Annotated in this window: 23 protein-coding genes and 1 riboswitch; of the genes, 10 read left to right on the top strand and 13 right to left on the bottom strand. The window is 41.9% G+C overall.

The features are described 5' to 3' along the window. Positions 1 to 19 precede the first annotated feature (19 nt). Positions 20 to 1399, top strand: coding sequence for an MATE family efflux transporter (locus QWZ17_RS27980; protein WP_290308658.1), 1380 nt, complete (start codon positions 20 to 22; stop codon positions 1397 to 1399). Here the strand turns inward: QWZ17_RS27980 and QWZ17_RS27975 are convergent. Genes QWZ17_RS27975 through QWZ17_RS27950 form a run of 6 tightly spaced genes read right to left on the bottom strand, consistent with a single transcriptional unit; the run spans position 1396 to position 6227 of the window. Beyond that, on the bottom strand, positions 1396 to 2298 hold the full coding sequence (locus QWZ17_RS27975; protein ID WP_290308657.1) for a histone deacetylase family protein: 903 nt from the start codon (positions 2296 to 2298) through the stop codon (positions 1396 to 1398). The genes QWZ17_RS27980 and QWZ17_RS27975 overlap by 4 nt on opposite strands. Positions 2299 to 2303: 5 nt before the next feature. Next, positions 2304 to 3158, bottom strand: coding sequence for a bestrophin family protein (locus QWZ17_RS27970; protein ID WP_290308656.1), 855 nt, complete (start codon positions 3156 to 3158; stop codon positions 2304 to 2306). Between the two features lie 9 nt (positions 3159 to 3167). Next, positions 3168 to 4454 (bottom strand): kynureninase, encoded by a 1287-nt coding sequence (gene kynU, locus QWZ17_RS27965; protein WP_290308655.1) that lies wholly within the window; start codon positions 4452 to 4454, stop codon positions 3168 to 3170. A gap of 47 nt (positions 4455 to 4501) precedes the next feature. Beyond that, on the bottom strand, positions 4502 to 5104 hold the full coding sequence (locus QWZ17_RS27960) for a DNA-3-methyladenine glycosylase (RefSeq protein WP_290308654.1): 603 nt from the start codon (positions 5102 to 5104) through the stop codon (positions 4502 to 4504). After that, positions 5101 to 5751 carry an alpha/beta hydrolase gene (locus QWZ17_RS27955; protein ID WP_290308653.1) on the bottom strand — a complete coding sequence of 217 codons (651 nt, stop codon included), beginning with the start codon at positions 5749 to 5751 and terminating at the stop codon, positions 5101 to 5103. The genes QWZ17_RS27960 and QWZ17_RS27955 overlap by 4 nt, the downstream gene beginning before the upstream one ends. After that, the gene (locus tag QWZ17_RS27950; RefSeq protein ID WP_290308652.1) at positions 5751 to 6227 is read right to left on the bottom strand and encodes a GAF domain-containing protein; all 477 of its coding nucleotides are present in this window, start codon (positions 6225 to 6227) and stop codon (positions 5751 to 5753) included. The genes QWZ17_RS27955 and QWZ17_RS27950 overlap by 1 nt, the downstream gene beginning before the upstream one ends. Positions 6228 to 6396: 169 nt before the next feature. On the opposite strand from QWZ17_RS27950, the gene QWZ17_RS27945 reads away from it, so the two are divergent. Beyond that, positions 6397 to 7098 (top strand): DUF3291 domain-containing protein, encoded by a 702-nt coding sequence (locus tag QWZ17_RS27945; RefSeq protein ID WP_290308651.1) that lies wholly within the window; start codon positions 6397 to 6399, stop codon positions 7096 to 7098. A gap of 4 nt (positions 7099 to 7102) precedes the next feature. Next, positions 7103 to 7351, top strand: coding sequence for a hypothetical protein (locus QWZ17_RS27940; RefSeq protein ID WP_290308650.1), 249 nt, complete (start codon positions 7103 to 7105; stop codon positions 7349 to 7351). Positions 7352 to 7568: 217 nt separating this feature from the next. Here the strand turns inward: QWZ17_RS27940 and QWZ17_RS27935 are convergent, their stop codons facing one another. The 6 genes from QWZ17_RS27935 to QWZ17_RS27910 all read right to left on the bottom strand — a co-directional run bounded on the left by QWZ17_RS27935 (position 7569) and on the right by QWZ17_RS27910 (position 11655). Beyond that, complete coding sequence (locus tag QWZ17_RS27935) at positions 7569 to 8285, bottom strand: Dph6-related ATP pyrophosphatase (protein ID WP_290308649.1); 717 nt, start codon at positions 8283 to 8285, stop codon at positions 7569 to 7571. A 59-nt stretch (positions 8286 to 8344) separates the two neighbouring features. After that, on the bottom strand, positions 8345 to 9028 hold the full coding sequence (locus QWZ17_RS27930) for an SIR2 family NAD-dependent protein deacylase (RefSeq protein ID WP_290308648.1): 684 nt from the start codon (positions 9026 to 9028) through the stop codon (positions 8345 to 8347). A gap of 80 nt (positions 9029 to 9108) precedes the next feature. Then, entirely contained in the window at positions 9109 to 9681 is a 573-nt protein-coding gene (locus tag QWZ17_RS27925) for a DUF6580 family putative transport protein (RefSeq protein WP_290308647.1), read from the bottom strand. A gap of 100 nt (positions 9682 to 9781) precedes the next feature. After that, complete coding sequence (locus QWZ17_RS27920; RefSeq protein WP_290308646.1) at positions 9782 to 10648, bottom strand: AraC family transcriptional regulator; 867 nt, start codon at positions 10646 to 10648, stop codon at positions 9782 to 9784. 109 nt (positions 10649 to 10757) lie between these two features. Continuing rightward, positions 10758 to 11201 carry a cyanase gene (cynS, locus tag QWZ17_RS27915; protein WP_290308645.1) on the bottom strand — a complete coding sequence of 148 codons (444 nt, stop codon included), beginning with the start codon at positions 11199 to 11201 and terminating at the stop codon, positions 10758 to 10760. Positions 11202 to 11241: 40 nt separating this feature from the next. Further along, complete coding sequence (locus QWZ17_RS27910) at positions 11242 to 11655, bottom strand: nuclear transport factor 2 family protein (protein ID WP_290308644.1); 414 nt, start codon at positions 11653 to 11655, stop codon at positions 11242 to 11244. A gap of 207 nt (positions 11656 to 11862) precedes the next feature. Continuing rightward, positions 11863 to 12060, top strand: a riboswitch (cobalamin riboswitch). Positions 12061 to 12236: 176 nt separating this feature from the next. Here QWZ17_RS27910 and QWZ17_RS27905 point away from each other — a divergent pair. The 5 genes from QWZ17_RS27905 to QWZ17_RS27885 all read left to right on the top strand — a co-directional run bounded on the left by QWZ17_RS27905 (position 12237) and on the right by QWZ17_RS27885 (position 18639). Then, a complete protein-coding gene (locus tag QWZ17_RS27905) occupies positions 12237 to 14228 on the top strand; it encodes a TonB-dependent receptor (protein WP_290308643.1) in 1992 nt (663 codons plus the stop codon). A 9-nt stretch (positions 14229 to 14237) separates the two neighbouring features. Next, positions 14238 to 15386, top strand: a complete 1149-nt coding sequence (locus tag QWZ17_RS27900) for a YncE family protein (RefSeq protein ID WP_290308642.1) — start codon at positions 14238 to 14240, stop codon at positions 15384 to 15386. A gap of 75 nt (positions 15387 to 15461) precedes the next feature. After that, complete coding sequence (locus tag QWZ17_RS27895) at positions 15462 to 16352, top strand: cell surface protein (RefSeq protein WP_290308641.1); 891 nt, start codon at positions 15462 to 15464, stop codon at positions 16350 to 16352. Positions 16353 to 16389: 37 nt separating this feature from the next. Next, complete coding sequence (locus tag QWZ17_RS27890) at positions 16390 to 17529, top strand: DUF5074 domain-containing protein (protein ID WP_290308640.1); 1140 nt, start codon at positions 16390 to 16392, stop codon at positions 17527 to 17529. Between the two features lie 12 nt (positions 17530 to 17541). Beyond that, positions 17542 to 18639, top strand: a complete 1098-nt coding sequence (locus QWZ17_RS27885) for a DUF5074 domain-containing protein (protein ID WP_290308639.1) — start codon at positions 17542 to 17544, stop codon at positions 18637 to 18639. A gap of 108 nt (positions 18640 to 18747) precedes the next feature. Here QWZ17_RS27885 and QWZ17_RS27880 read toward each other — a convergent pair whose 3' ends face one another. After that, the gene (locus QWZ17_RS27880; RefSeq protein WP_290308638.1) at positions 18748 to 19302 is read right to left on the bottom strand and encodes a hypothetical protein; all 555 of its coding nucleotides are present in this window, start codon (positions 19300 to 19302) and stop codon (positions 18748 to 18750) included. Between the two features lie 61 nt (positions 19303 to 19363). On the opposite strand from QWZ17_RS27880, the gene QWZ17_RS27875 reads away from it, so the two are divergent. Together QWZ17_RS27875 and QWZ17_RS27870 are read left to right on the top strand one after the other, a co-directional pair. Further along, positions 19364 to 20593 (top strand): serine hydrolase, encoded by a 1230-nt coding sequence (locus QWZ17_RS27875; protein WP_290308637.1) that lies wholly within the window; start codon positions 19364 to 19366, stop codon positions 20591 to 20593. A 64-nt stretch (positions 20594 to 20657) separates the two neighbouring features. Further along, positions 20658 to 21401 carry an SRPBCC family protein gene (locus QWZ17_RS27870; RefSeq protein WP_290308636.1) on the top strand — a complete coding sequence of 248 codons (744 nt, stop codon included), beginning with the start codon at positions 20658 to 20660 and terminating at the stop codon, positions 21399 to 21401. The last annotated feature ends 270 nt before the right edge of the window (positions 21402 to 21671 follow it).

Raw genomic sequence — 21671 nt, 5'->3', positions numbered from 1 at the left:
GCAGCCCTGCAAATCAATTATGAAAGCCGTTTTTAAAAAATACCGACCATTTTATAGCGAAAGTTTAAAGCTGGCGGGCCCGGTTGTACTATCAAACCTTGGCCATATGACGGTGCAGCTATCAGATACCATTATTGTTGGTCATTTTGCGGGTACAATTTCTTTGGCTGCAATATCAACAGTAAACAGCCTTTTTATGATGCCTTTGGTTATTGGTATGGGTATATCATATGGATTAACACCGCTGATAGCACAAAACAACGGCCGAAAAGATTACAAGGAATGTGGGATATTGCTTTCAAACAGCCTGTTTTTAAATATGCTGAGCGGCGTGATTTTGTTTTGTGGTATCTACTTTGGCACTACACTTTTAATTAGTCATCTTGATCAATCGCCGGCAGTTGTTACGGAGGCTAAACCCTATTTATTGCTGCTAAGCTTATCGCTTATCCCGCTGTTGTTGTTCAATACGTTTAAACAATTTGCCGAAGGACTGGGCTTTACCATGCAGGCAATGGTTATATCTGTAGCCGGCAACGTACTCAACATTTTTTTGGGAATTGTATTTGTAAAAGGGCTGTTTGGGGTGCATCCAATGGGCATTAAAGGCGTTGGATACAGCACACTGATTGATCGTTGTTTAATGGCAACTGTGATGGGTATTTATGTATTCAGGTCGGCAAATTTTAAAGCGTATTTAAAAAGCTTCGCATTAAAAAAAATCGACAGAATGCGCTCATTAAGTATATTAAAAATAGGCGCGCCGGTGGCTATGCAATACACGTTTGAGATCAGTGCTTTTGGCGGCGCGGCTTTATTGGTAGGCACCATAGGTTACGTTAGCCAGGCAGCGCATCAAATTACCATTACGTTAGCCTCAATGACTTATATGATGGCCAGTGGAATTGGGGCCGCGGCGGCCATAAAATCCGGAAACTATTTTGGTGTTAGCGATCATAAAAACTTACGCCTTGGCGCTATCTCCAATTATCATATTGTACTGGTTTTTATGGCCTTTACTGCCATTGTATTTGCCCTTTGCAGGCATTTATTACCATGGGTTTTCACTTCTGATAAAGCGGTAATTGACATTGCTGCTCAGTTACTTATCATAGCGGCGTTTTTTCAGTTATTTGACGGAACACAAGTTGTGGGCCTTGGCGTTCTGCGCGGCATGGGCGATGTAAATGTGCCAACTTTTATTACTTTTCTGGCCTATTGGGTAATTGGTTTGCCCATTGGTTACCTACTTGGAATTGTATTTAACCTGGGGGTAAGCGGCATTTGGTACGGCCTGGTGCTCGGTTTGGTAACCGCCTCTATCCTACTCTTTATCCGATTTAATATCATCAGTAAAAAACATCGGGATAAAGCTTCCGCGATTTTACCGCAGGGTTAAAAATAAAGATCAATTGCGGCTTTAAACGTATTGCAGTGGGCATCCACTATATCTTTTATTTGAGGTGAGTAACCACCACCCATGCTAACCTGCACAGGGATATTGTTATTGATGCATTGTTCAAAAACAAAAAAGTCGCGCTCTTTGCAGGCCTCTTTGCTTAAAGCTAATTTACCCAGTTTATCAGTACTTAAAATATCCACACCAGCCAGGTAAAATATAAAATCGGGCTGATGCCTGCGGATCAACCCTGGCAATGTGTTTTTTAAAATTTGAAGGTATTCATCATCTTCTACACCGTCGGTCAAGGGGACATCCAGGTCAGAGCGTTCTTTTCTGAACGGGAAATTTTTATCGCCGTGCATTGAGAAAGTGAAAACACGCGGTTCGTTTTCAAAAATCTGAGCGGTGCCATTTCCCTGGTGCACATCTAAATCTATAATTAAGATCGATTTAGATAAATTACTGTTTAGTAAATAATTAGCAGCTATGGCTTGATCGTTCAGCATACAAAAACCTTCACCCCAATTTGAGCCTGCATGGTGGGTACCGCCGGCAACATTAAAAGCAACGCGGTTTTCAAAAGCAAATTTACAAGCATCAATTGTCCCCCTTGCAATCCTCATTTCACGTTCAATAAGCCGGGCTGATAAAGGAAAACCTATACGCCGTTGTTCTTTTTCAGGTAAAGTAAGATCACGTAGTTGTTCCCAATATTGCCGATCATGTGTTTTAAGAATAACATCTTCTGACGGCAAGCCCGGCGAAAAAAGATTGTCTATAGTAATAACTCCCTCATACAATAATTGGGCTGGTATCAACTCATATTTCAACATCGGGAAACGGTGTCCCTCGGGTAACGGATGAGCGTAGATGGGATCGAAAGCTATTTTGAGCATAGTAACTACCCGAAGATTTCGCCTACGTGTTTTTGAATATTCTCGCAGATATTATCCAGCGGCAAATCGTTAGGATCAAAACCAAAAGGATCTTCAATTTCCTCGGCAAGGATTTCGATACTGGCAAAAACAAACAATACAAAACCGATAATGGGTATGGTGAAATACTTCATCTCAAAAGCCCAGGTAAAAGGCAGTGTCATGATGTAGGTAAAAATAAACTTTTTTATAAACACATTGTAAGAGTACGGTATCGGTGTTTTTCTGATACGCTCACAAGCGCCACAATTATCTGTAAATGAACCTATTTCGGAAGTTATACTAAACAACTGCTCGGGGTTGATTTCTCCCTGTTTGTTTAACCGGTAAATGTTTTCAATGATGGCTGATGCTACCTGATTAGGCACATGTTTTTTTGAATCGATGGGAACAAAATCTTGTTCTTCATGTACATATACATCCCGAAGGTGGTTGCGCAAAACGCGTGAATACATGGGTATGGCATAATTGAAAAAGGCATATTCTGATGGCTTGACCATGTGTTTAAGTTTAAGCGCCAGATTGCGGCTGTTGTTTACCATGCTACCCCAAATTTTACGACCTTCCCACCAGCGATCATACGCCGAATTGATGCGAAACGCCAATAGCAATGAAAATACAAAACCAATGGTTTGATGGATATAGCTCACCTTCCTGAGCAAACTTGTATCCGGCAGGTGCCAAAAATCTATCAGCAAATAAGTAACAGCGCCCGCGTAGGCGCCCACCGACAAAATGAGCGGGAACAATTCCCATAGCGTATCGGCTTTGTTGATCTTAAAAATAAATGAAAACCACTCTTTAGGATTATAGTAAACCATATTGCATTATTATTTTACGGCTTCCAAAGCTTCTGAAAGATGCTTTACAGCTTTATAAACATCAGTGAATGAATTATATAAAGGCACCGGACTCAACCTGATCACGTCAGGTTCGCGCCAATCGCCAATCACGCCATTATCTGCGAGGTACTTGAAAATAGCTTTGGCGTTTTTTGTGCAAACCACCGAAAGCTGCCCGCCACGAGCGTCGGAATCTGTCGGCGTAATGATCTTGAAGGCTTCATCACCTCGCCGTTTGTTGATTTCATTAATTAAAAACTCCAAATAGCCCGTTAAAGCAACACTTTTGTTCCGGAGGATATCAATACCACCCACCTCATCGAAAATAGCCATAGAGGCTTTAAATAGCGCCAGGAGCAATATAGGGCTGGTACTTACCTGCCAGCCATCAGCGCCGATTGCCGGATCAAAGCCGGGAGCCATCAAAAAGCGTTTATCTGCACGATAACCCCACCAACCGGCAAAGCGGTTCATTTCTGTATCGGCGAAATGCTTCTCATGGACAAAAATACCGCTGATACCACCCGGACCGGAGTTCATGTACTTGTACGAACACCAACAGGCGAAGTCGGCTCCCCATTCGTGAAGCTTTAAGGGAACATTACCGGCAGCGTGCGCAAGATCGAAACCTGCATAAGCACCAGCCCGGTGCGCCGCACGGGTTATAGCCTGTAGATCAAAAAACTGACCGGTGTAGTAATTAATACCACTGAATAACACCAAAGCCAGCTCATCTGCATGCTGGTTAATAATATTTAAAATATCTTCTGTGCGTAAAGTTAATTCGCCATCTCTTGGAAAAATTTCGATAACGGCATCTTTAGGATCAAAGCCATGAAACTTTACCTGGCTTTCCACGGCGTATTGGTCTGATGGAAAAGCGCCGCCTTCCATAACGATTTTAAATCGATTACCACTTGGTTTATAGAAGCTTATCATCAATAAGTGAAGATTCACTGTAAGCGAATTCATTACGGCAACCTCGTTTTCATTTGCCCCTACAATCTTAGCTATGGATGATGAAAGCGGTTTGTGATATTCCAACCAGGGATCATCGCCTTGAAACCAACCTTCTACTGCAAGCTTCTCCCATGTCTTCATTTGATCGGCAATGTACTGGGCCGATGATTTTGGCTGCAGGCCGAGTGAGTTTCCACAAAGATATATGGCATCCTGGCCATGATGTTTTGGTATTAAAAAACGATTTCTAAAGTCTTTTAAAACATCCTGCTCATCCTGTTCCGCTGCAAACGTTAAAGTATTTTGATAATCCATTGCTCAATATTACAAAAAGCCGGTGGCTAATTCATCCTCCCAAAGGCCTATTTATTGGGTTTACTTACAAATTTATTGCCTCTCACATAGAAACGGTAAGGCAAAAAAGCGTCTTCGCCGGCATAACTTACGCCTATCCTTGGGCCTATGGAAATTTCCTCATCGGTAAAGCTGAGTCCCCTGTCTTCAAGCCAAAGGGTATCGCTTTGCAGACTAATGGCGTTAATATTCCTCGAAATTCCTAAAGCCTGTGCAACCGAGCCGGGGCCTGCGGTGATATTGGGTTTTACAACCTGCATCTTGCGCCTTTGCAACATGGCGTCAATGCCATCTGTGGGGTTAAGCGCCCGTATCAGTATGGCATGCGGTTCGCCTTCAACCGAAGTAACTATATTAAACATTTCATGGATGCCATAACAAAGGTAAACGTAAGCTATACCACCCCGCATAAACATGGGTTGCGTTCTGGTGGTGAGCCTGTTACCGTAGGCATGGGATGCCTTGTCAATTACTCCGTTATAAGCCTCTGTTTCAACTATATAGCCACCTGTAGTTACACCGTCGATACAGGTAAATAAATACTTACCTAACAGGTTTTTACTCATGGCAACTACATCATTACCCAAATAGTAATCCTCATTCAATTTCATTTTGGAGCAAGGATCTTTTTTAATAATTTATTGATCTCTTTGGCTTTGTCGAAGATCATGATATGGGTTCCTCCTTTAATTATGGTAGGGTTTTTAATCCGTTTATAATCAAAAACCAGGTCTTTATCGCCGGTAATATGATAAAGATTTGGGGGGACAACGTCATTTTTCCAATGCAACACAGCGTTCATCGCCCATTTTGCAAATACCGGCGAAGTATGTTTTAGCATATCATTAAACAGCCAGGCATCTTCGGCACTCATATGACCAAACATTGGTTTTACCAGGAAACCCATCGAAGTAAACAATTTTCCGGGGATCAGTTTTTGAATGGGTAAGTTCCTGAACAACTTAAAATAGCCTGGAGCCTCGTCACTCGTTTTGATACTGGAGATTAAGATTACCTTACTAATGGGCATAAATTTGGCAATCTCCACCGAGAGAATTCCACCTAAAGAGTTGCCTATCAGTACTGAATTAGGCTTTATATTGTATTGATAAATAAGCTTTTGTGCGTAAGCAACTAAAGTATCCTGTGGTGCCGGCTCTATCCAGTCAACAGTTATAACTTCGTGATCTTGAAGGTCGATATTGTTATAAACCCTCGTGTCTGCGCCCAGCCCGGCAATTAAATAAATCCGGCTCATTAAAATTTTATCAACTTCACAATCTGTTCCATGAATTTCGCATCTATTTCATCAAACTGATCCAATAATTCGCTGTCTACATCTAAAACCGCCACTACCTCATCGTTATCAAATACAGGTACAACAATTTCAGATTGTGAAAGCGAACTGCACGCGATATGCCCCGGAAATGCTTCCACATCGGGTACAACAAGCGTTTCAGCCTTTTGCCACGCTGTACCGCAAACTCCTTTCCCTAAGCCAATGCGGGTACAAGCCACAGGTCCCTGGAAAGGGCCTAAAACCAATTCACCATTTTTCACCAGGTAAAAACCAACCCAAAACCATTTGAATTGTTCTTTCAACGCGGCGCAAATATTTGCCAAATTGGCTACTAAATCAGGTTCGCCATATAGTAATGCTTCAATTTGTGGAATCAGGGCCGTATACTGTTCTGTTTTATCGGTTGATGTAGTTATGTTTAAATCCTCTGCCATCTGGTAAAGATAGCATCAAGTAACGATTTTCAGGCCGCAAGATTTTTCTTTTTACTGTTGAATAACAGAATCATACTTCGGCAGGATTATGAAGATATGATGTACTTGATACTAACTACTTGATACTATATACTTAGAATATCATATATAATCTTTTATTTAGCGGTACATGTTTGTCAGCTTAACTATAGTCCGGTATCGTAAATTATTTATCCCGTTCGCCTTGCTGGCTATGGCCATACACCGGCTTCCTTTGTTAATGCAAAAAGGCTGTACGTTTTACAAGCTGCTTGGTTCTGGCAAAAACGGCACCTTTGACTTACAACCCGACTGGCAGCAATGGGGGGTATTAGCCTGCTGGGAAAGCCGTGAGGATTTCGAAGCCTTTTACAATCATTCTTTTATAGCCAACTGGTGGAAAGTATTAGGTAACGAAGGATACACCGTATTGTGCCAACCTTTGCAAAGCCATGGCAAATGGGATGGCAAAGAGCCGTTCGGCAAACCAGATCAACAAAATTATACCGGCCCGGTCGCTGTGCTCACCAGGGCAACGATCAGGATTAGCCGACTAAGAAACTTTTGGAGCCATGTTGATGAGGTGGCAAGCATCATGAGTTCCGCACAAGGATATATAACATCTTTCGGTGTAGGTGAAGCTCCATTTTACAGGCAGGCGACTTTCTCTTTATGGGAAAGCATTGATGATGTAAAAAACTTTGCCTACAAGAGCAGCGAACATGCCGAGGTAATTAAACTAACCCGCAGCGAAAACTGGTATAGCGAAGAACTTTTTGCCCGTTTCAGACCGATAGCGAGCTTTGGATCACTGGATGGCAAAGATCCATTGACTAACTTTTTGAATAAATAACGATATGAGAATTATTGCCGAATTACCGCACCCCGATTTTAAAATTTCGATTTTGAGTATGAACCAGAAGTTTATCATCAAGATAGAACAGGGTACATTGGAGCAAACTTTTAAGATCCCTGAAATGGACCTGACTGATGGAGTGAACAGCGTTTTTGAACTGCTTGATGAGGAGTTTTTAGCCAAGGTTGGCAGCCGCTTTATAGATATGCGCACCGATTTTAAGGACAGCTATTATAGATACAATTTTTAACATTAAATAATTGATATTCAATAAATTAACAAACAAAAACTACCAATACAGAATTTTATTTGGTAAATGTTGTTTTTTAAAGACTAAAAACATCTAAAAAATCGTTACTCTATAACTTTTTAGTTGAACTTAATTGTGCTATTTATTTGATATATAATTTATTATAAAATTTAAAAGAATCTTATTCTGTTACATATTTTGCCAAATAAATGGGAGGTTAGCCGGGTAAAAGGTCACAATACCAAAATCCGGATGGTTTTTGATCCTGTGACGAAACACATGAATCATCTGTATTTTTTGGGACGGCGTATTCTTTAAATACCTTGATGCCCGTTTTATAAGCGATGGTATTTTTGAAGATAGGCCCCTTAAAAGTGAAGGTATGAAACTCGCCGTTTTCACCGCAAGCGTCAACATCGTGGGGCAGGGCATTTATCAACTCAAGGCTTAACTCCTGCCCTGCTATGTGCGCTAAACGTTCCTGGGTACAAGCTATTACGGTACCAAAGCCAAGGTTTAAAAACTCGTTGATCAATTCGGTTGTATCCCGTTTCCACAAGGGATAAATACCAGTAAGGCCAACTCCGGCTAAGCGGGCGTCCCGGTAAGCTCTAAGGTCTTCAAGAAAAATATCGCCGAAGATGGAATGTGTAATCCCTTCATTTTTAAAGTGATTTAAATGAAAGCGCATCACATCGTCGTACTCTGCCATACCGGGCATCTCGGGCAGGCGGATCTGGTATAGTGGGATGCCTATGCTTTCGGCTTGCTTAATCAGTAATTCTGTTCGCACACCATGCATCGAGATACGGTCGGCGGAGTCATTAATGGTTGTTACCAGGTACCTGATATCAAGATCAGGATTTTGCAGGCAGTGGTATAGCGCCAGGGCGCTATCCTTTCCTCCGCTCCAGTTAAAAATGCAGGTCTTCAAATTAATTATTGAATTATTGAATTATTTATTCATTAAACATCATTTACTACTTTCTACCGCTATCCTAACAACTGCCTAACTACCTCCGGCACCCCTATTGTTGCCTTCTCGCGCACCAGTGTCAATTCTCCTCTCATATTCACCTCCGGGATCTTTGGGTCGATGATATATTTGGGTACCTCGCGCCGCACATAGTTGATTAAACCGGCCGCTGGATACACCGCCAACGACGATCCCACCAACATAAAAACCTCAGCCTTCATACAAATCTTAGCCGCCGTTTCAATCATCGGCACGGCCTCGCCAAACCACACAACATGGGCACGTAATGGCGACCCTAATTCGCATACTTCATCCATACCTATCTCCCATCCGCTGATCGGGTAAGTCAGCTCCGGGTTGATGCTGGATTGTGAACGGGTAATTACGCCATGCAGATGCACTACATTGGTTGAGCCGGCCCGCTCGTGCAGGTCATCAATATTTTGGGTAATGATGGTTACGTTATATTGCTCCTCCAGTTTAACCAACGCGTAGTGGGCGGCATTGGGCTTTGCTTCCAGCACTGATTTACGGCGCTCGTTATAAAACTGCTGTACCAAGGCGGGATTACGCTGCCATGCTTCGGGCGTGGCAACGTCTTCGATATTGTAACCCTCCCACAGTCCATCGCTGTCTCTGAAGGTCTTTAAACCGCTCTCAGCGCTAATGCCCGCACCGGTTAATACTACAAGGTTTTTCATATCAGGATAAAATTATCAATCCATAAAAAAAGCGACCTGCATCTTACCGGCAGGTCGCTTTACTATTTCTTTATATTGCGTTACAGTGCCAGTTGTTTTTGGGTTTGCAAAAAGGTGTATTTACGTTTAGCCAACTCAAAGCTACCGAATAATACCAAACCGAATATCAGGTTACCCAAAGCCAGGTTACGTTCAAAAGGGATAGCATTAATTAATGATTTACCGTAGCCCGCCAAAGTATGCGGATACATAGAGCCGTAAAGGAACGGCAGATCGATAATTAACCAATGGATTAATACCGATGCAATAGAAGCCAGTAATACATTCAAAACATTTACCTTTTTGATAAGGCTGCCGGTTAATACCATTAGTACAAAACAAAGGTAAGTCCACTCGGTGCCGCTATACCACAATACCAGTTTGGAGGTATATAGATAGTTGATAGCAATATCAGTAACAAAAAGTGTTAGCAATACGGTTACGTAAGCTTTCCATTTTTCTGTAAAGTATACACCGCCAAATATGGCGATTGCTCCAACCGGGGTAAAGTTGCTCAGCTCTTTATATTTAAAGGCTAAAAGCCTGAACGCGGCCGCAACAACGATCATCAGTATAAGGATGGTATTCCGGGCTATGGTATCTTTTTTATTCATAAACTTATCTATGCCGTAAAATTACTCATTTATCGGTGCAAATAAATAAAAAATATTGCGCTCAAAATAATCCGACGATAGAATGCCTTGTCAAAGCAATTCAAATTCCCTTTCTAAAAGCTTCCGGCGAAACTCCCGACTGGTTTTTGAAAAACTTACAGAAATAGGAGTTGTCTTCAAAGTTTAAGCTATAAGCAACTTGCGTAACTGTCAAGTCGAGGTTAACCAGCATACGTTTGGCTTCTAACACAATCCGGTTCCTGATCATATCGCCTGCGGAAATACCTAAAAGTTCTTTACAAATAGCGTTGAGATGACTCGGGGTAATAGAAAGCAATTCTGCATAAAATTTGGGCAGTCTGTGATTGGTGTAGTTCTGCTCAATTAATTTTTCATAGTTGCGAAGCAGCGCGTGATTATGCCCTACTTTATTGTTGGCCTTGTCCGCTCCTGTCGATTTAACTAATAGCAGAAAAAACTCTAATAACAGTACCCTTAACGTATCCAGCCGAAACCGTCCTCGGCTGTCAGCCTCCTTTACCGCTTTTTCCATAACGGTTATTGCTGCCGATTGCTCAGCCGCCGGAATATCCATTACCGAGTATTGAACGTTACCACTAAAAAAGGGGAAATTATCAAGGTATTGGCTATCTAAAAGAAAAGACTTAAAGAAACCAGCCGAAAAATTGACCACATATCCGTCAACTTCGCCTTCAAAGCTCCAGCCATGCACCTGGCCGGGTGCCATAAAATAGATATGATAAGGTTGAATATTAAAAGTTTCAAAATCGACCGAATGGGTACCCGCGCCCCGGGTAAAGAAAACCATATGGTAAAAATCGTGCCGGTGAGGAAAATGAAGCTTCCTCATCGCTTTCAAATACGGCGCAAAAGGCTTTATAATAACATCTTCTTCCTGCGTATGGGTAAACTTGCAAATATCATAAACAGGAAATTCCTTTTTCATCGCGTGTATATGGCATTCTGTAATATGCGCTAAATATACAACAAAGGCGTTTGTTAACCGCGTGCGCCTGCACCAAAATGAGACCCACGTGGTTTCGGATATTTATTTTTTACCACTTTTTGAAAGGAAGGAATTTACCCTCCATGGTTATTTTTACCCTATCGCCGTTGGGATTTTCAACGCGGTCAATATCCATGGTAAAGTCAATCGCGCTCATGATACCGTCGCCAAATTCTTCATTGATGATAGCTTTTAATGTTGATCCGTAAACCTGCAGCAATTCATAAAAACGATATTGTGTTGGATCGGTTGGCGGCGTTTGTTCAAGCGAACCCCTAAGTGGTATTTCCTGTAATGACTGAACCAGTTCGGCATCGAGACCCAGCAAATCGCCGGCTTTACGGGCGTCGGTTTCGTCCATAACAGCCTGGCCATGCAGGGCGAGCGTTGTCCAAACATGGCTTTTACCAATATGTTCGGCTACGGCTTTATAAGTGATCTTTTTGTTTTTAAGCGCTTGTAAAATTTGTGGTGTTGCTATTTTTCTATCCATGGTAATGGCTTTTGTTGTTTTAATAAATGTGAGTACTTGTTTATAAGATACGACGTTCAGCTTCGGCAATTGGTACGTCATTGATGCTGGCGTAACGTTTTTGCATCAGGCCGTTTTGGTCAAACTCCCAGTTTTCGTTACCATAGGCTCTAAACCATTGGCCTTCGCTGTTATGGTATTCGTATTCAAAGCGCACAGCTATGCGGTTATCGGTAAAGGCCCATAACTCTTTTTTTAATTTATATTGATGTTCTTTTTGCCACTTAGCAGTTAACAATGCTACAATTTCCTGGCGGCCATTAACAAATTCCGAACGGTTTCGCCATTCGCTATCAATGGTGTATGCAAGAGATACCTTAACAGGATCTTTTGTATTCCAGGCGTCTTCGGCCAATTGAACTTTTTGTTTTGCCGTTTCCAGGTTGAATGGCGGTAAGGGATGTCTTTGTTCCATAACTAATCAGATAAAAGTTTAATTTTATTAGTCAAAGGTACTTTGATGAAGCCCCTTGCGCATGGAGGTTTTTGTGGGGGCTGCGGTATAATTTGTGTAAAGGGCATGCTTGTGGTGCGGTGAAAACACCGACCACAGGCAGCAAGCGCGTTTTTTGTGGCAAAATCCAATGTGCCACTTTTCCAAAAAATACTTCCCACTTATTTACTACATTTGCTGCGCTTTTGGTTCCCGTAGTTACGACCGGGATTAAAAGGGAATCCGGTGTAATTCCGGGACTGTCCCGCAGCTGTAAGCTCCATCATACCAAAGTCCACTCATAAAGTCACTGCCGGTTAGCTAACCGGTGGGAAGACAGGGCCAAGGGGAGTAAGTCAGAAGACCTGCCATCGCACATATTAATTCATAGCTTTCGGGGATTGAAGCTGGAATGAGAATACCCGTGGCGTATTTCCATTTTCTGTGTTTTTCACACCTCGTTTGCTGTTTGTTTGATTTTTACGGGCATTATATTGCAGCAGTTTTACAAATACTTATTTCTAATTTTCATTGTAACCGGTTTTTGCCTGTTCAGCATAAAAGTGTTTGCCCAATCTCATCGGGCCGATAGCAGCGGGGTAAAAAAGGACACTATCAAAACCCACTCCCTTAACGAGGTATCCGTACGCGCCGGTCGTATTTCATCGCGCAATACTTCGGCAACACCCGTGCAGGTGCTAAAAGGTGCCGAACTGGAAAAACTAAACAGCCTTTCTGTTGCAGATGCTATCCGCTTTTTTTCGGGTGTACAGGTAAAAGACTATGGTGGTGTGGGTGGTTTAAAAACTATCAATGTACGTAGCCTGGGTACTAATCATGTGGCCGTATTTTATGATGGTGTGGAGTTTGGCAACGCGCAAAACGGGCAGGTTGATTTAGGTAAGTTTTCTTTAGATAATATTGAGGAAATAGCCTTATACAACGGCCAAAAAAGCACCATTTTCCAACCGGCAAAGGGTTTCGCATCCGGCAGTTCCATATACCTTGTAGCCAAGCAGCCTTATTTTGAACCGGGCAGTCGCGTAAATGGTAAAGTAAGTTTTAAAACCGGTTCTTTTGGTCTTGTTAATCCATCCGCGTTATTGCAATACAAATTAGCTGATAACATTTACAGCAGCATTAGTGGCGAAATTATACATGCCGATGGTCGTTATAAATTCAGGACTACCAACCACGTTTATGATACCAGCGCGGTAAGGCATAATGCCGATATAGATGCCCAGCGTATCGAGGCCGGGATATATGGCAAACTTAAAGACAGCAGCTCATGGACGGCAAAAGCCTACCTTTATAATTCTGATAGAGGCTTACCCGGCGCGGTAGTCAATAATAAGTTTGATAACAAACAGCGCCAAAGGGACAGGAACATTTTTGTACAATCTACCTATAATAAAAACTTCGGCAAAGGATACAGCCTGATGCTGAGCGGCAAATATTCCAACGATCATACCCACTATTTCGACCCCGACATTACCACCACGCGGGGATTGCTCGAAAATCAATACGATGAGCAGGAACTGTACTTTTCGGCCGCTGGTAAATATCGCATTACTTCATTTTGGGATGTGGGCTTATCTGCAGATTACCAGTTTAACACTTTAAACGCCCTGGAAAACGACACCGTTCAATATCGCTTTGTACATCCACGACGTAACACCATATTAACGGCCGCGGCAACAGATCTGCACTTTAAACATTTTAGTTTACAGGCAAGTTTATTGGGCACATTTGTAAAAGACTTGGTGGATACCTTATCGGCAGCCGGCAAAAAGAGTAAGCTTACCCCTGCCCTGCTCCTTTCCTGGCAACCACTCAGCGATCCTGATTTTAGGGTACGCGGCTTTTATAAAAACATTTTCAGGCTGCCAACTTTTAATGATCTGTATTATACCTTCATCGGTAACTCCTTTTTAAGGCCCGAACTTACTAAACAGTATGACCTGGGTTTAACCTATACCAAAAGTTCAGACAAACGCGCTTTGGTGTATTTTGCTATTCAAACAGATGCATATTACAACCAGGTAAGCGACAAAATTGTAGCCGTACCTGGCACTAACCTTGCGCGGTGGACAATGTACAACCTGGGTAAAGTACAGATCAAAGGACTTGAAATTAACACCCAAGCCACCTGGAAACTCCTATCAGATATCTACCTTAACACAGGCATAAGTTACACCTATCAAAAAGCTATCGACGTTACCGATAAAACCGACTTTAACTACCGGCAGCAAATTCCCTACACACCGGTAAACAGCGGCACGCTATTGGTGGGTGCCGAGTGGCATAAGCTGGCATTTAACTATAGTTATATTTACACCGGAGAGCGGTACGACTCAAAAGCCAACATCCCCGAAAATTACATTCAGCCATTTTACACCCACGACGCCAGCTTCACCTACAGCACGCGCTACAACAAACACAAATTAAAACTAACCGCCGAGGTGATTAACATATTTAACCAGGATTATGATGTAATCCTTAATTATCCTATGCCAAAGCGTAATTATCGCTTTACTATCAGTTCAAGTTTTTAATATATCGATATGAAAAACATTAGTCAAAAATTGCTTTATCTGCTGCCTGCCATTTTGGTGCTTGCATATAGCTCCTGCCGTAAAGATACCGGCCCTGTTAAAGAGGTTGTAACCCCAGTTGCACCTCCGGATACTACTGTTAATCCTATTAAAGGTTTTTATCTTTTAAATGAGGGCAATATGGGCTCAAATAAAGCCTCCCTTGATTATTTTGACTACGCCACCGGCAAGTACCATAAAAACATTTATGGCGAGCTGAATCCCGACATTGTTAAAAGCCTGGGCGATGTAGGTAATGACATTGGCATTTATGGGAACAAAGTTTACGTAGTGGTAAATGTTTCAAACAAGGTTGAGGTATTGAATGCTACAACAGGCAAGCGCATTACCCAGGTTAATATTGCCAATTGCAGGTACGTTACTTTTCATAATGGTAAAGCTTACGTGAGCGCTTATTTAGGTACCGTTGGCGATCCTAAAGCCCCAAATGGCGCTGTAGATGAAATTGATACCACAAGTTTGCAAATTACCCGCAAGGTTACCGTTGGCCGACAGCCCGAAGAAATGGCTATTGTGGGCGAAAAATTGTATGTGGCTAATTCCGGTGGCTATAGTCCGCCGAATTACGAACGTACGGTATCTGTGGTTGACCTGGCTTCTTTTACCGAGATCAAGCGTATAGACGTAGCGATAAACCTTGACCGGGTTAAGGCCGATAAATATGGCGACATCTACGTAACCTCCCGTGGTGACTATTATGACATCCCTTCAAAACTGTTCGTGATCGATACAAAGACCGATGCGGTAAAAAAAGAGTTTGATTTTGGGGTGAGCAACCTTTGGATTGACGATGATACTGCCTATATGTACAGCTTCGAGTTTAGCTATAAAACCGGCAAAAATACCACAACTTACAGCATGCTTAACGTTAAGGATGAGACTGTGCTCAATACCAAATTTATTACCGATGGCACCGAGGCGTTAATAAAAGTGCCTTACGGCATTGCTGTAAACCCCTATACCAAAGAGGTTTTGGTAACCGATGCTAAAGACTATGTAACTCCAGGTATGGTTTATGTTTTTGATCCATCGGGTAAAAAGAAATGGCAGGCAATCACTGGCGATATTCCTGGGCATTTTGCATTTGCATATAAATAACTGTCCAATAAGGATTTAAATCAATAGTTACCTATTAAAAAGAAATAATTCATCTACATATAAAATCAACCAAAAATGATCGAAACTAACTTAAAAAGAAATCTTGCGGTAGCGCTTTTGTTGGGTATTGGAGCCTTGGCCTCCTGTACTAAGGATAAGCCTGTCGTTGTTGCGCCAACAGTAACCATCCACCCTACTACGGCCTCAAGCAATGCTTATGTTACTGCCTTGTTTGATTTTAACCCTGCACCAGGCCAGTTCATTAACACTACCCTTGCCGATACAAACGCCGCCAAAGCAACTTTAAAAACCGACCAGGGCCTGGTAAGTTTAGGCGCCTGGGGTGGTTATATTGTGGTTGGCTTTGACCATACCGTTATGGATGTTGACGGCAAAAAAGACTTTGTAGTTTACGGCAATGCTTTTGCAAATTTTGCTGAGCCCGGTGTAATTTGGGTAATGCAGGATACCAACGGTAACGGCAAGCCCGATGATACCTGGTATGAAATAAAAGGCAGTGCTTATTACAAAGATGGCTACACCCGCAATTACTCGGTAACCTATACCAGGCCCGCTTGCGACACCTGCAGCGTGCCATGGAAAGATAATAAAGGCAACACGGGTGTTGTACAAACTAATATTTATAACGTACACCCATACTTTCCGCTCGGCATAAAGGGCAACACGGCTACTTACACTGGTACCTTGCTACCATCAAGCAATATCAACATGGATGATCCATCATATATTACCAGTGCCTCTTTTGATTACGGTTATGGTGATAATAGCGCCGGCGGCGATCAAATTGATATTGCCAGTGCTATTGATGCCAAAGGAAACCCGGTAACACTTAAGGGTATCGACTTTATAAAAGTACAAACAGGCATATTGGCCAACATGGGCTGGCTTGGCGAGCAATCAACCGAATTTACCGGTGCGGCGGACTTGAGTTTATTGAAGCCATAATAACAACACAAATCTATCTAAAACCAAATCTAAATAAATGAACACCAAAACATCTCACTTTATTAAAGCCTTGCCTTTAGCTGTCGTGCTGTTTGCGGCAAGTGTTATCAGCTCCTGTCAAAAAGATAACAGCGCGCCCCAAACTATTACCAACGCTACAAATAGCAAATTAAAAGTTAACGGCACCGCCAAATATGATAACGGCTTCTTTATTATTAACGAAGGCTGGTACGGGCACGGAACCGGCAATGTAAGTTTCTACAATTTTGCTACTGGTACTATTGCCGATAGCACTTTCACTAAAGAGAATCCCGGTAAAAACCTTAACCCTACATCAAGCACTTTGCAATACGGTACTATTTTTAACGATAAGTTGTTTTTGGTAAGCAAAGTTGGCGGTCCGTTTGTGGTTGCTAACTCCCATACCCTGGTTGAAATTAACCGCATAGCTGCTAAAAGCGGTAACGATTTCCGGGCTTTTGTGGGGATAGATACTACTAAAGGATTAATCAGCACCAACTCGGGCATTTACCCGGTTAACCTGCAAACTTTGGCGCTTGGCACTAAATTAACCACAGTTACCGGACAGGTTGGCGACATGATTAAAGCGGGCAACTATGTATTTGTATTATCGCAAACCAATGGCGTAGTTGTACTGGATGCTTCAACATATGCTGTTGCCAAAACTATAAGCGGCATGCTTTGCGCGTTTGCACGTACTCCGGATGGCGCTATTTGGGCAGCCGGCGGCACGCAGCTTGTACGCATTGATCCATCTACCTTAACTACAACTACCGTAACTATTCCGTTCTCAATTTATGGATCATGGTCGGCCTGGCACCCGGGATCTATCACTGCGTCCACTACAGAAAATGCTGTGTTTATCGCCCAAAACGCTACAAGCTCTGGCGGTACCAATGTTTACAAGTATACGGCAGCTAACAGCGCATCATTTACCACACCGTTTTTAACTGTTGCAACGGGGCGTGAGTTATATGGCTCGGGCATTGGTTATGATCCTGCTCATAATCAACTCATTGTTAACACCGTTCACTCTGGCTTTACAACTAACTTTAGCTTTAACGACCTTTGTTTTTACAACGCAACTACGGGTGCTTTGATCAATGATGTAGCGTATAACGGTTACTTTTTTCCATCTATCGTAGTATTTCACTAATTTAACACCAATATGAAAAAATCAATTACCTCCAGATTATTACTTTTTATGTTGCCGGCTATACTGCTGGTAACCATAACCTCCTGTCACAAGGATCATAAAATTGTACCCGAAGGACATGGAAAATATGACCAGGGTTTTTTTGTGGTTAACGAAGGCTGGTACGGTCACGCTACAGGTTCTGTAAGTTTTTACAGTACCGAAACACAAACCACTACCGATAGCATTTTTACTACCGAAAACAGCGGTTTAAAGCTTGGTACAGCTGTAACAACTCTGGAGTTTGGTACGGTGTATAACAGCAAATTATACCTGCTGTCAAAATCAGGTGGTCCATTGGTAGTAACCGATGCCTCAACATTAAAAGAAACCGGCAGGATAGCCTCGGCACCAACCAATGATTGGCGCGCTTTTTTAGGTGTTGATGCAACTAAAGGCCTTGTAAGTACAGGTAACGGCGTATATCCTATCACCTTGCAAACTCTTGCATTGGGTGGCAAACTGGCAGGTGTAACCGGCCAGGCCGGCGATATGATTAAAGTAGGTAACTATATTTTTATCGAAACAGAAACTGATGGCGTTGTGATCTTAAACGCGGCCGACTATTCGGTAGCTAAAAAAATCCCGGGCTTAAGTGTTGGTTTCGCTAAAACCTTTGATGGTTCGGTTTGGGCTGCGGGTGGTACATCGCTGGTAAAAATTAACAGTGCTACCCTGGCCACAACTACTGTAGCGCTTCCGTTTACAGTAAATGATACCTGGGGCGCATGGCATCCGGGTTCAATTACTGCCTCAACCACCGACCTAACCGTATACATAGCTAAAAACGACCTTTATCAGGGCGCTAACCTGATATACAAATACACTGATGGCATTCCTGCTTTATTAACCGGGCCTTTTATTACTTTACCAGCGGGAAAAATAACTTATGGTGCAGGTGTTGCTTACAACCCGGCAACTAACCAACTGGTAGTTAATATCATCAAATCGGGCTATGGTGTAAATGATTCTGTTAACGATCTGGCATTTTATAACCCTATCACCAGCGCCTTAATTAAAGATATTCCTTTTACAGGTTATCTTTACCCGGCAACTCCGGTGTTTCATTAAACATTAATTTTACTAATTGGAGCGAATTGGCCCTAATTTGATTTGAGATAAAACTGATCGAATCAATTTAAACGAATTTGTTCTCATTCGCTCCAATTAGTAAAATTCTTATTTATTCTCCTCAATATCATACTGATAAAGAATCCTGTCGGCATCGCTAAAAACTATTCCCTTTTCGGCACATACTTTTTTTAAGGTGAGCAGGTATTCAAAATAAAGCTCGATGCTGTTATCGTCATTAGCATCCATTATTTTTTTCTTTTGCGCGTCATCACCATAAATTACCCTAAATGTGCGTACATCAATAATCTGGAAAACGTTGGGATTACGAAACCGCAGCATAGTACTGGCCATAGGTAGCCTGATGCCATGAGTTTTGAGCATTTTACTTAAAATACTTTTAACAAACGTTTGATTGCCATCCAGTTCGTCAATGAATTTGAGTTTATTAAAATCATCCATCCAATCGGCATTTTCAACGTTAACATAGCGGTTTACTTTCCACAATACTATCTCGTTAATTATCTGCTGATCAAAGTCGGCTTTTGCTTTGTTATCAAGACTGGTGGTTAGGTTATAGCCATCTTTATATGCGCCATAAGTGTATAATCCCTCTAAATCTTTAATTTTAGCTGGATTAAAGTCTTTAATGGTTTTTATCATGGTAGCAAGGAATAAATTTGATATAAATATAGGCATGAAATACCGGTTGATTTTTTTATTTATGATGATAAATTACGCGGCAACGGCACAAAGTACCGATACCGTGCTGTTGAAAAGCTTACTTCAATCCCACCCCGAATTATTTAGCGGAATTTTAAAGCACCCAACCCAAAACGAAGTGCAAATACTTTACACCCAGGTAAACAGGGATAAAAACAATATACCGCATTTCAAATCATACAGTTATCGCCTTAATGCTAAACGATATTTTTACCCAGCCAGCACTGTAAAGCTGCCTACTTTGATTTTTGCTTTAGAGAAGATCAACGAATTGAAAATTGAAGGTCTAACTAAACTGTCAACCATGATAACCGACAGCTCTTTTGCCGGGCAAACTAAGGTGAACAAGGATACCTCATCGGTAAACGGCCTTCCGTCTATTGAAAATTATATCAAAAAGATATTGCTGGTAAGTGATAATGATGCTTACAATAGGCTGTATGAATTTACCGGCCGCGCCGAAATCAACCAGAAACTAAAAAAGTACGGACTAACCAATACCCGTATAGTGGGCAGGCTTGCCGTTGGCGACGCCGGCGAAAGTACCAGGCATACCAACCCGGTAGCTTTTTATAATGGCAGTCAATTAACTTACAAGAAGCCGGCCTTGTACGATAGTTTGGATTATCCCATGCACCTTGACAACATGCTGCAAGGAAAAGCCTACTTAGATAGCAGTGATCGCCTGGTAAACAAACCTTTCGACTTTAGCCAGAAAAATGTTTATACTATTGCAGATCAGCAGGCCGTATTAAAACGATTATTGTTCCCGGAGATATTCCCAAAGGCGCAACGGTTTAATTTAATGCCCGATGATTACCAACTCATTTATAAATACATGAGCATGTACCCTACCGAAAGTGTGAAGCCAACTTACAACAGGCCGCAAAATTACCCGGCTATGAGCAAGCTGCTTTTTTATGGCGCCGACAGCGCCGCGGTGATCAACCCCGACATCAGGATTTTTAATAAATATGGCGATAGTTATGGCTACGATATCGACAATGCCTACATCGTGGATACCAAACATAACGTAGAATTTATGCTGACCGCAGTTGTACAATCAAACGAAGATGGTGTTTACAACGATAATAAATACGAATACGCTACCGTTTGCCTTCCCTTTTTGAAAAACCTGGGCCAGGTGATATATAAATATGAGCTGAAAAGACAAAGGAAGCACTCTTCTGATTTAATCAAATTTAAATTTAATTACAGAATGGTTAAATAAAATTCGACTGCTCAAAACTTACCTCCCTTTTTGGCGTTTAAATTTAACACCTATTTAAACGAACATGGCAAGCACAATAATTGAATATACCGACAACTACCCCGTATTATATGGCGACGACAGGATAAATCTGAACTGGCCGGAGCGTTATACATCGGTAATTGGCGGTGTAAAACTGGGGTGGTCGGGATTTAAAAATATTTTTTCAAATCCGTTTTCAAGTATTTTGAAAATCGGCGCGGGCGGTTATCTTTTAAACCGGGGCATTACAGGGCATTGTGAACTGTATAAACGCATTGGTAAATTATCTACCAGCCCAATTAATGTAAACATTCGGTCGTCGTTTACGGTAAACCAGCCGCGGCACAAGGTTTATAATTTTTGGCGTAAGCTTGATAATCTGCCATTGTTTATGAAACACCTGGAAAGTGTGGAGGTTATCGATTCTCAATATTCACAATGGGTACTAAAATTGCCTGCAGATGTAGCCACGGTAAGCTGGCACGCCGAGATTGTTAAAGACGAACCCAATGAAATGATTGGCTGGAGTTCATTGCCCGATTCGGTTATTAACAATGCCGGTAAAGTACGTTTCCAGGATTCTATTGATGGGAAAGGTACCGTGGTGGATATTGTAATTAGCTACCAACCTCCGGCGGGCGGCGTTGGAGCAGGTATTGCTAAAGTTTTAAATCCGATCTTCAAAAAAATGGTAGATCAGGACGTACAGAACTTTAAACAGTATATGGATATTGATAATGGTTTTGAAGCCGCGTTAGATGAACCGAGGATAATAATTATTGAATAGTCAGTGGTCAGTGGTCAGTGGTCAGTGGTCAGTGGTCAGTGGTCAGTGGTCAGTGGTCAGTGGTGAATTGCACTTTGGGGCTTTTGTTTTAATTATTTGATTTTTTTCTGAACCGGAATTTATCGAATTAAAGAATTATCAGAATTTTTCTGAAACCTGATTATCGGTTTTCCGGATAGCGATGGGTTTACACCCTTGAGTGTTCGAAACCTTATAAGTGGATTTTTATTTTTATTTTCGGTGTTTGTTCACATTTTATGTTGGTAAGAT

Origin of the sequence: Mucilaginibacter flavus (genome assembly GCF_030409315.1) — a bacterium.
Lineage (GTDB): Bacteria > Bacteroidota > Bacteroidia > Sphingobacteriales > Sphingobacteriaceae > Mucilaginibacter > Mucilaginibacter flavus.
The sequence above is the reverse complement of the archived record's forward strand: the minus strand, read 5'-3'. Positions and strand labels throughout refer to the sequence as shown.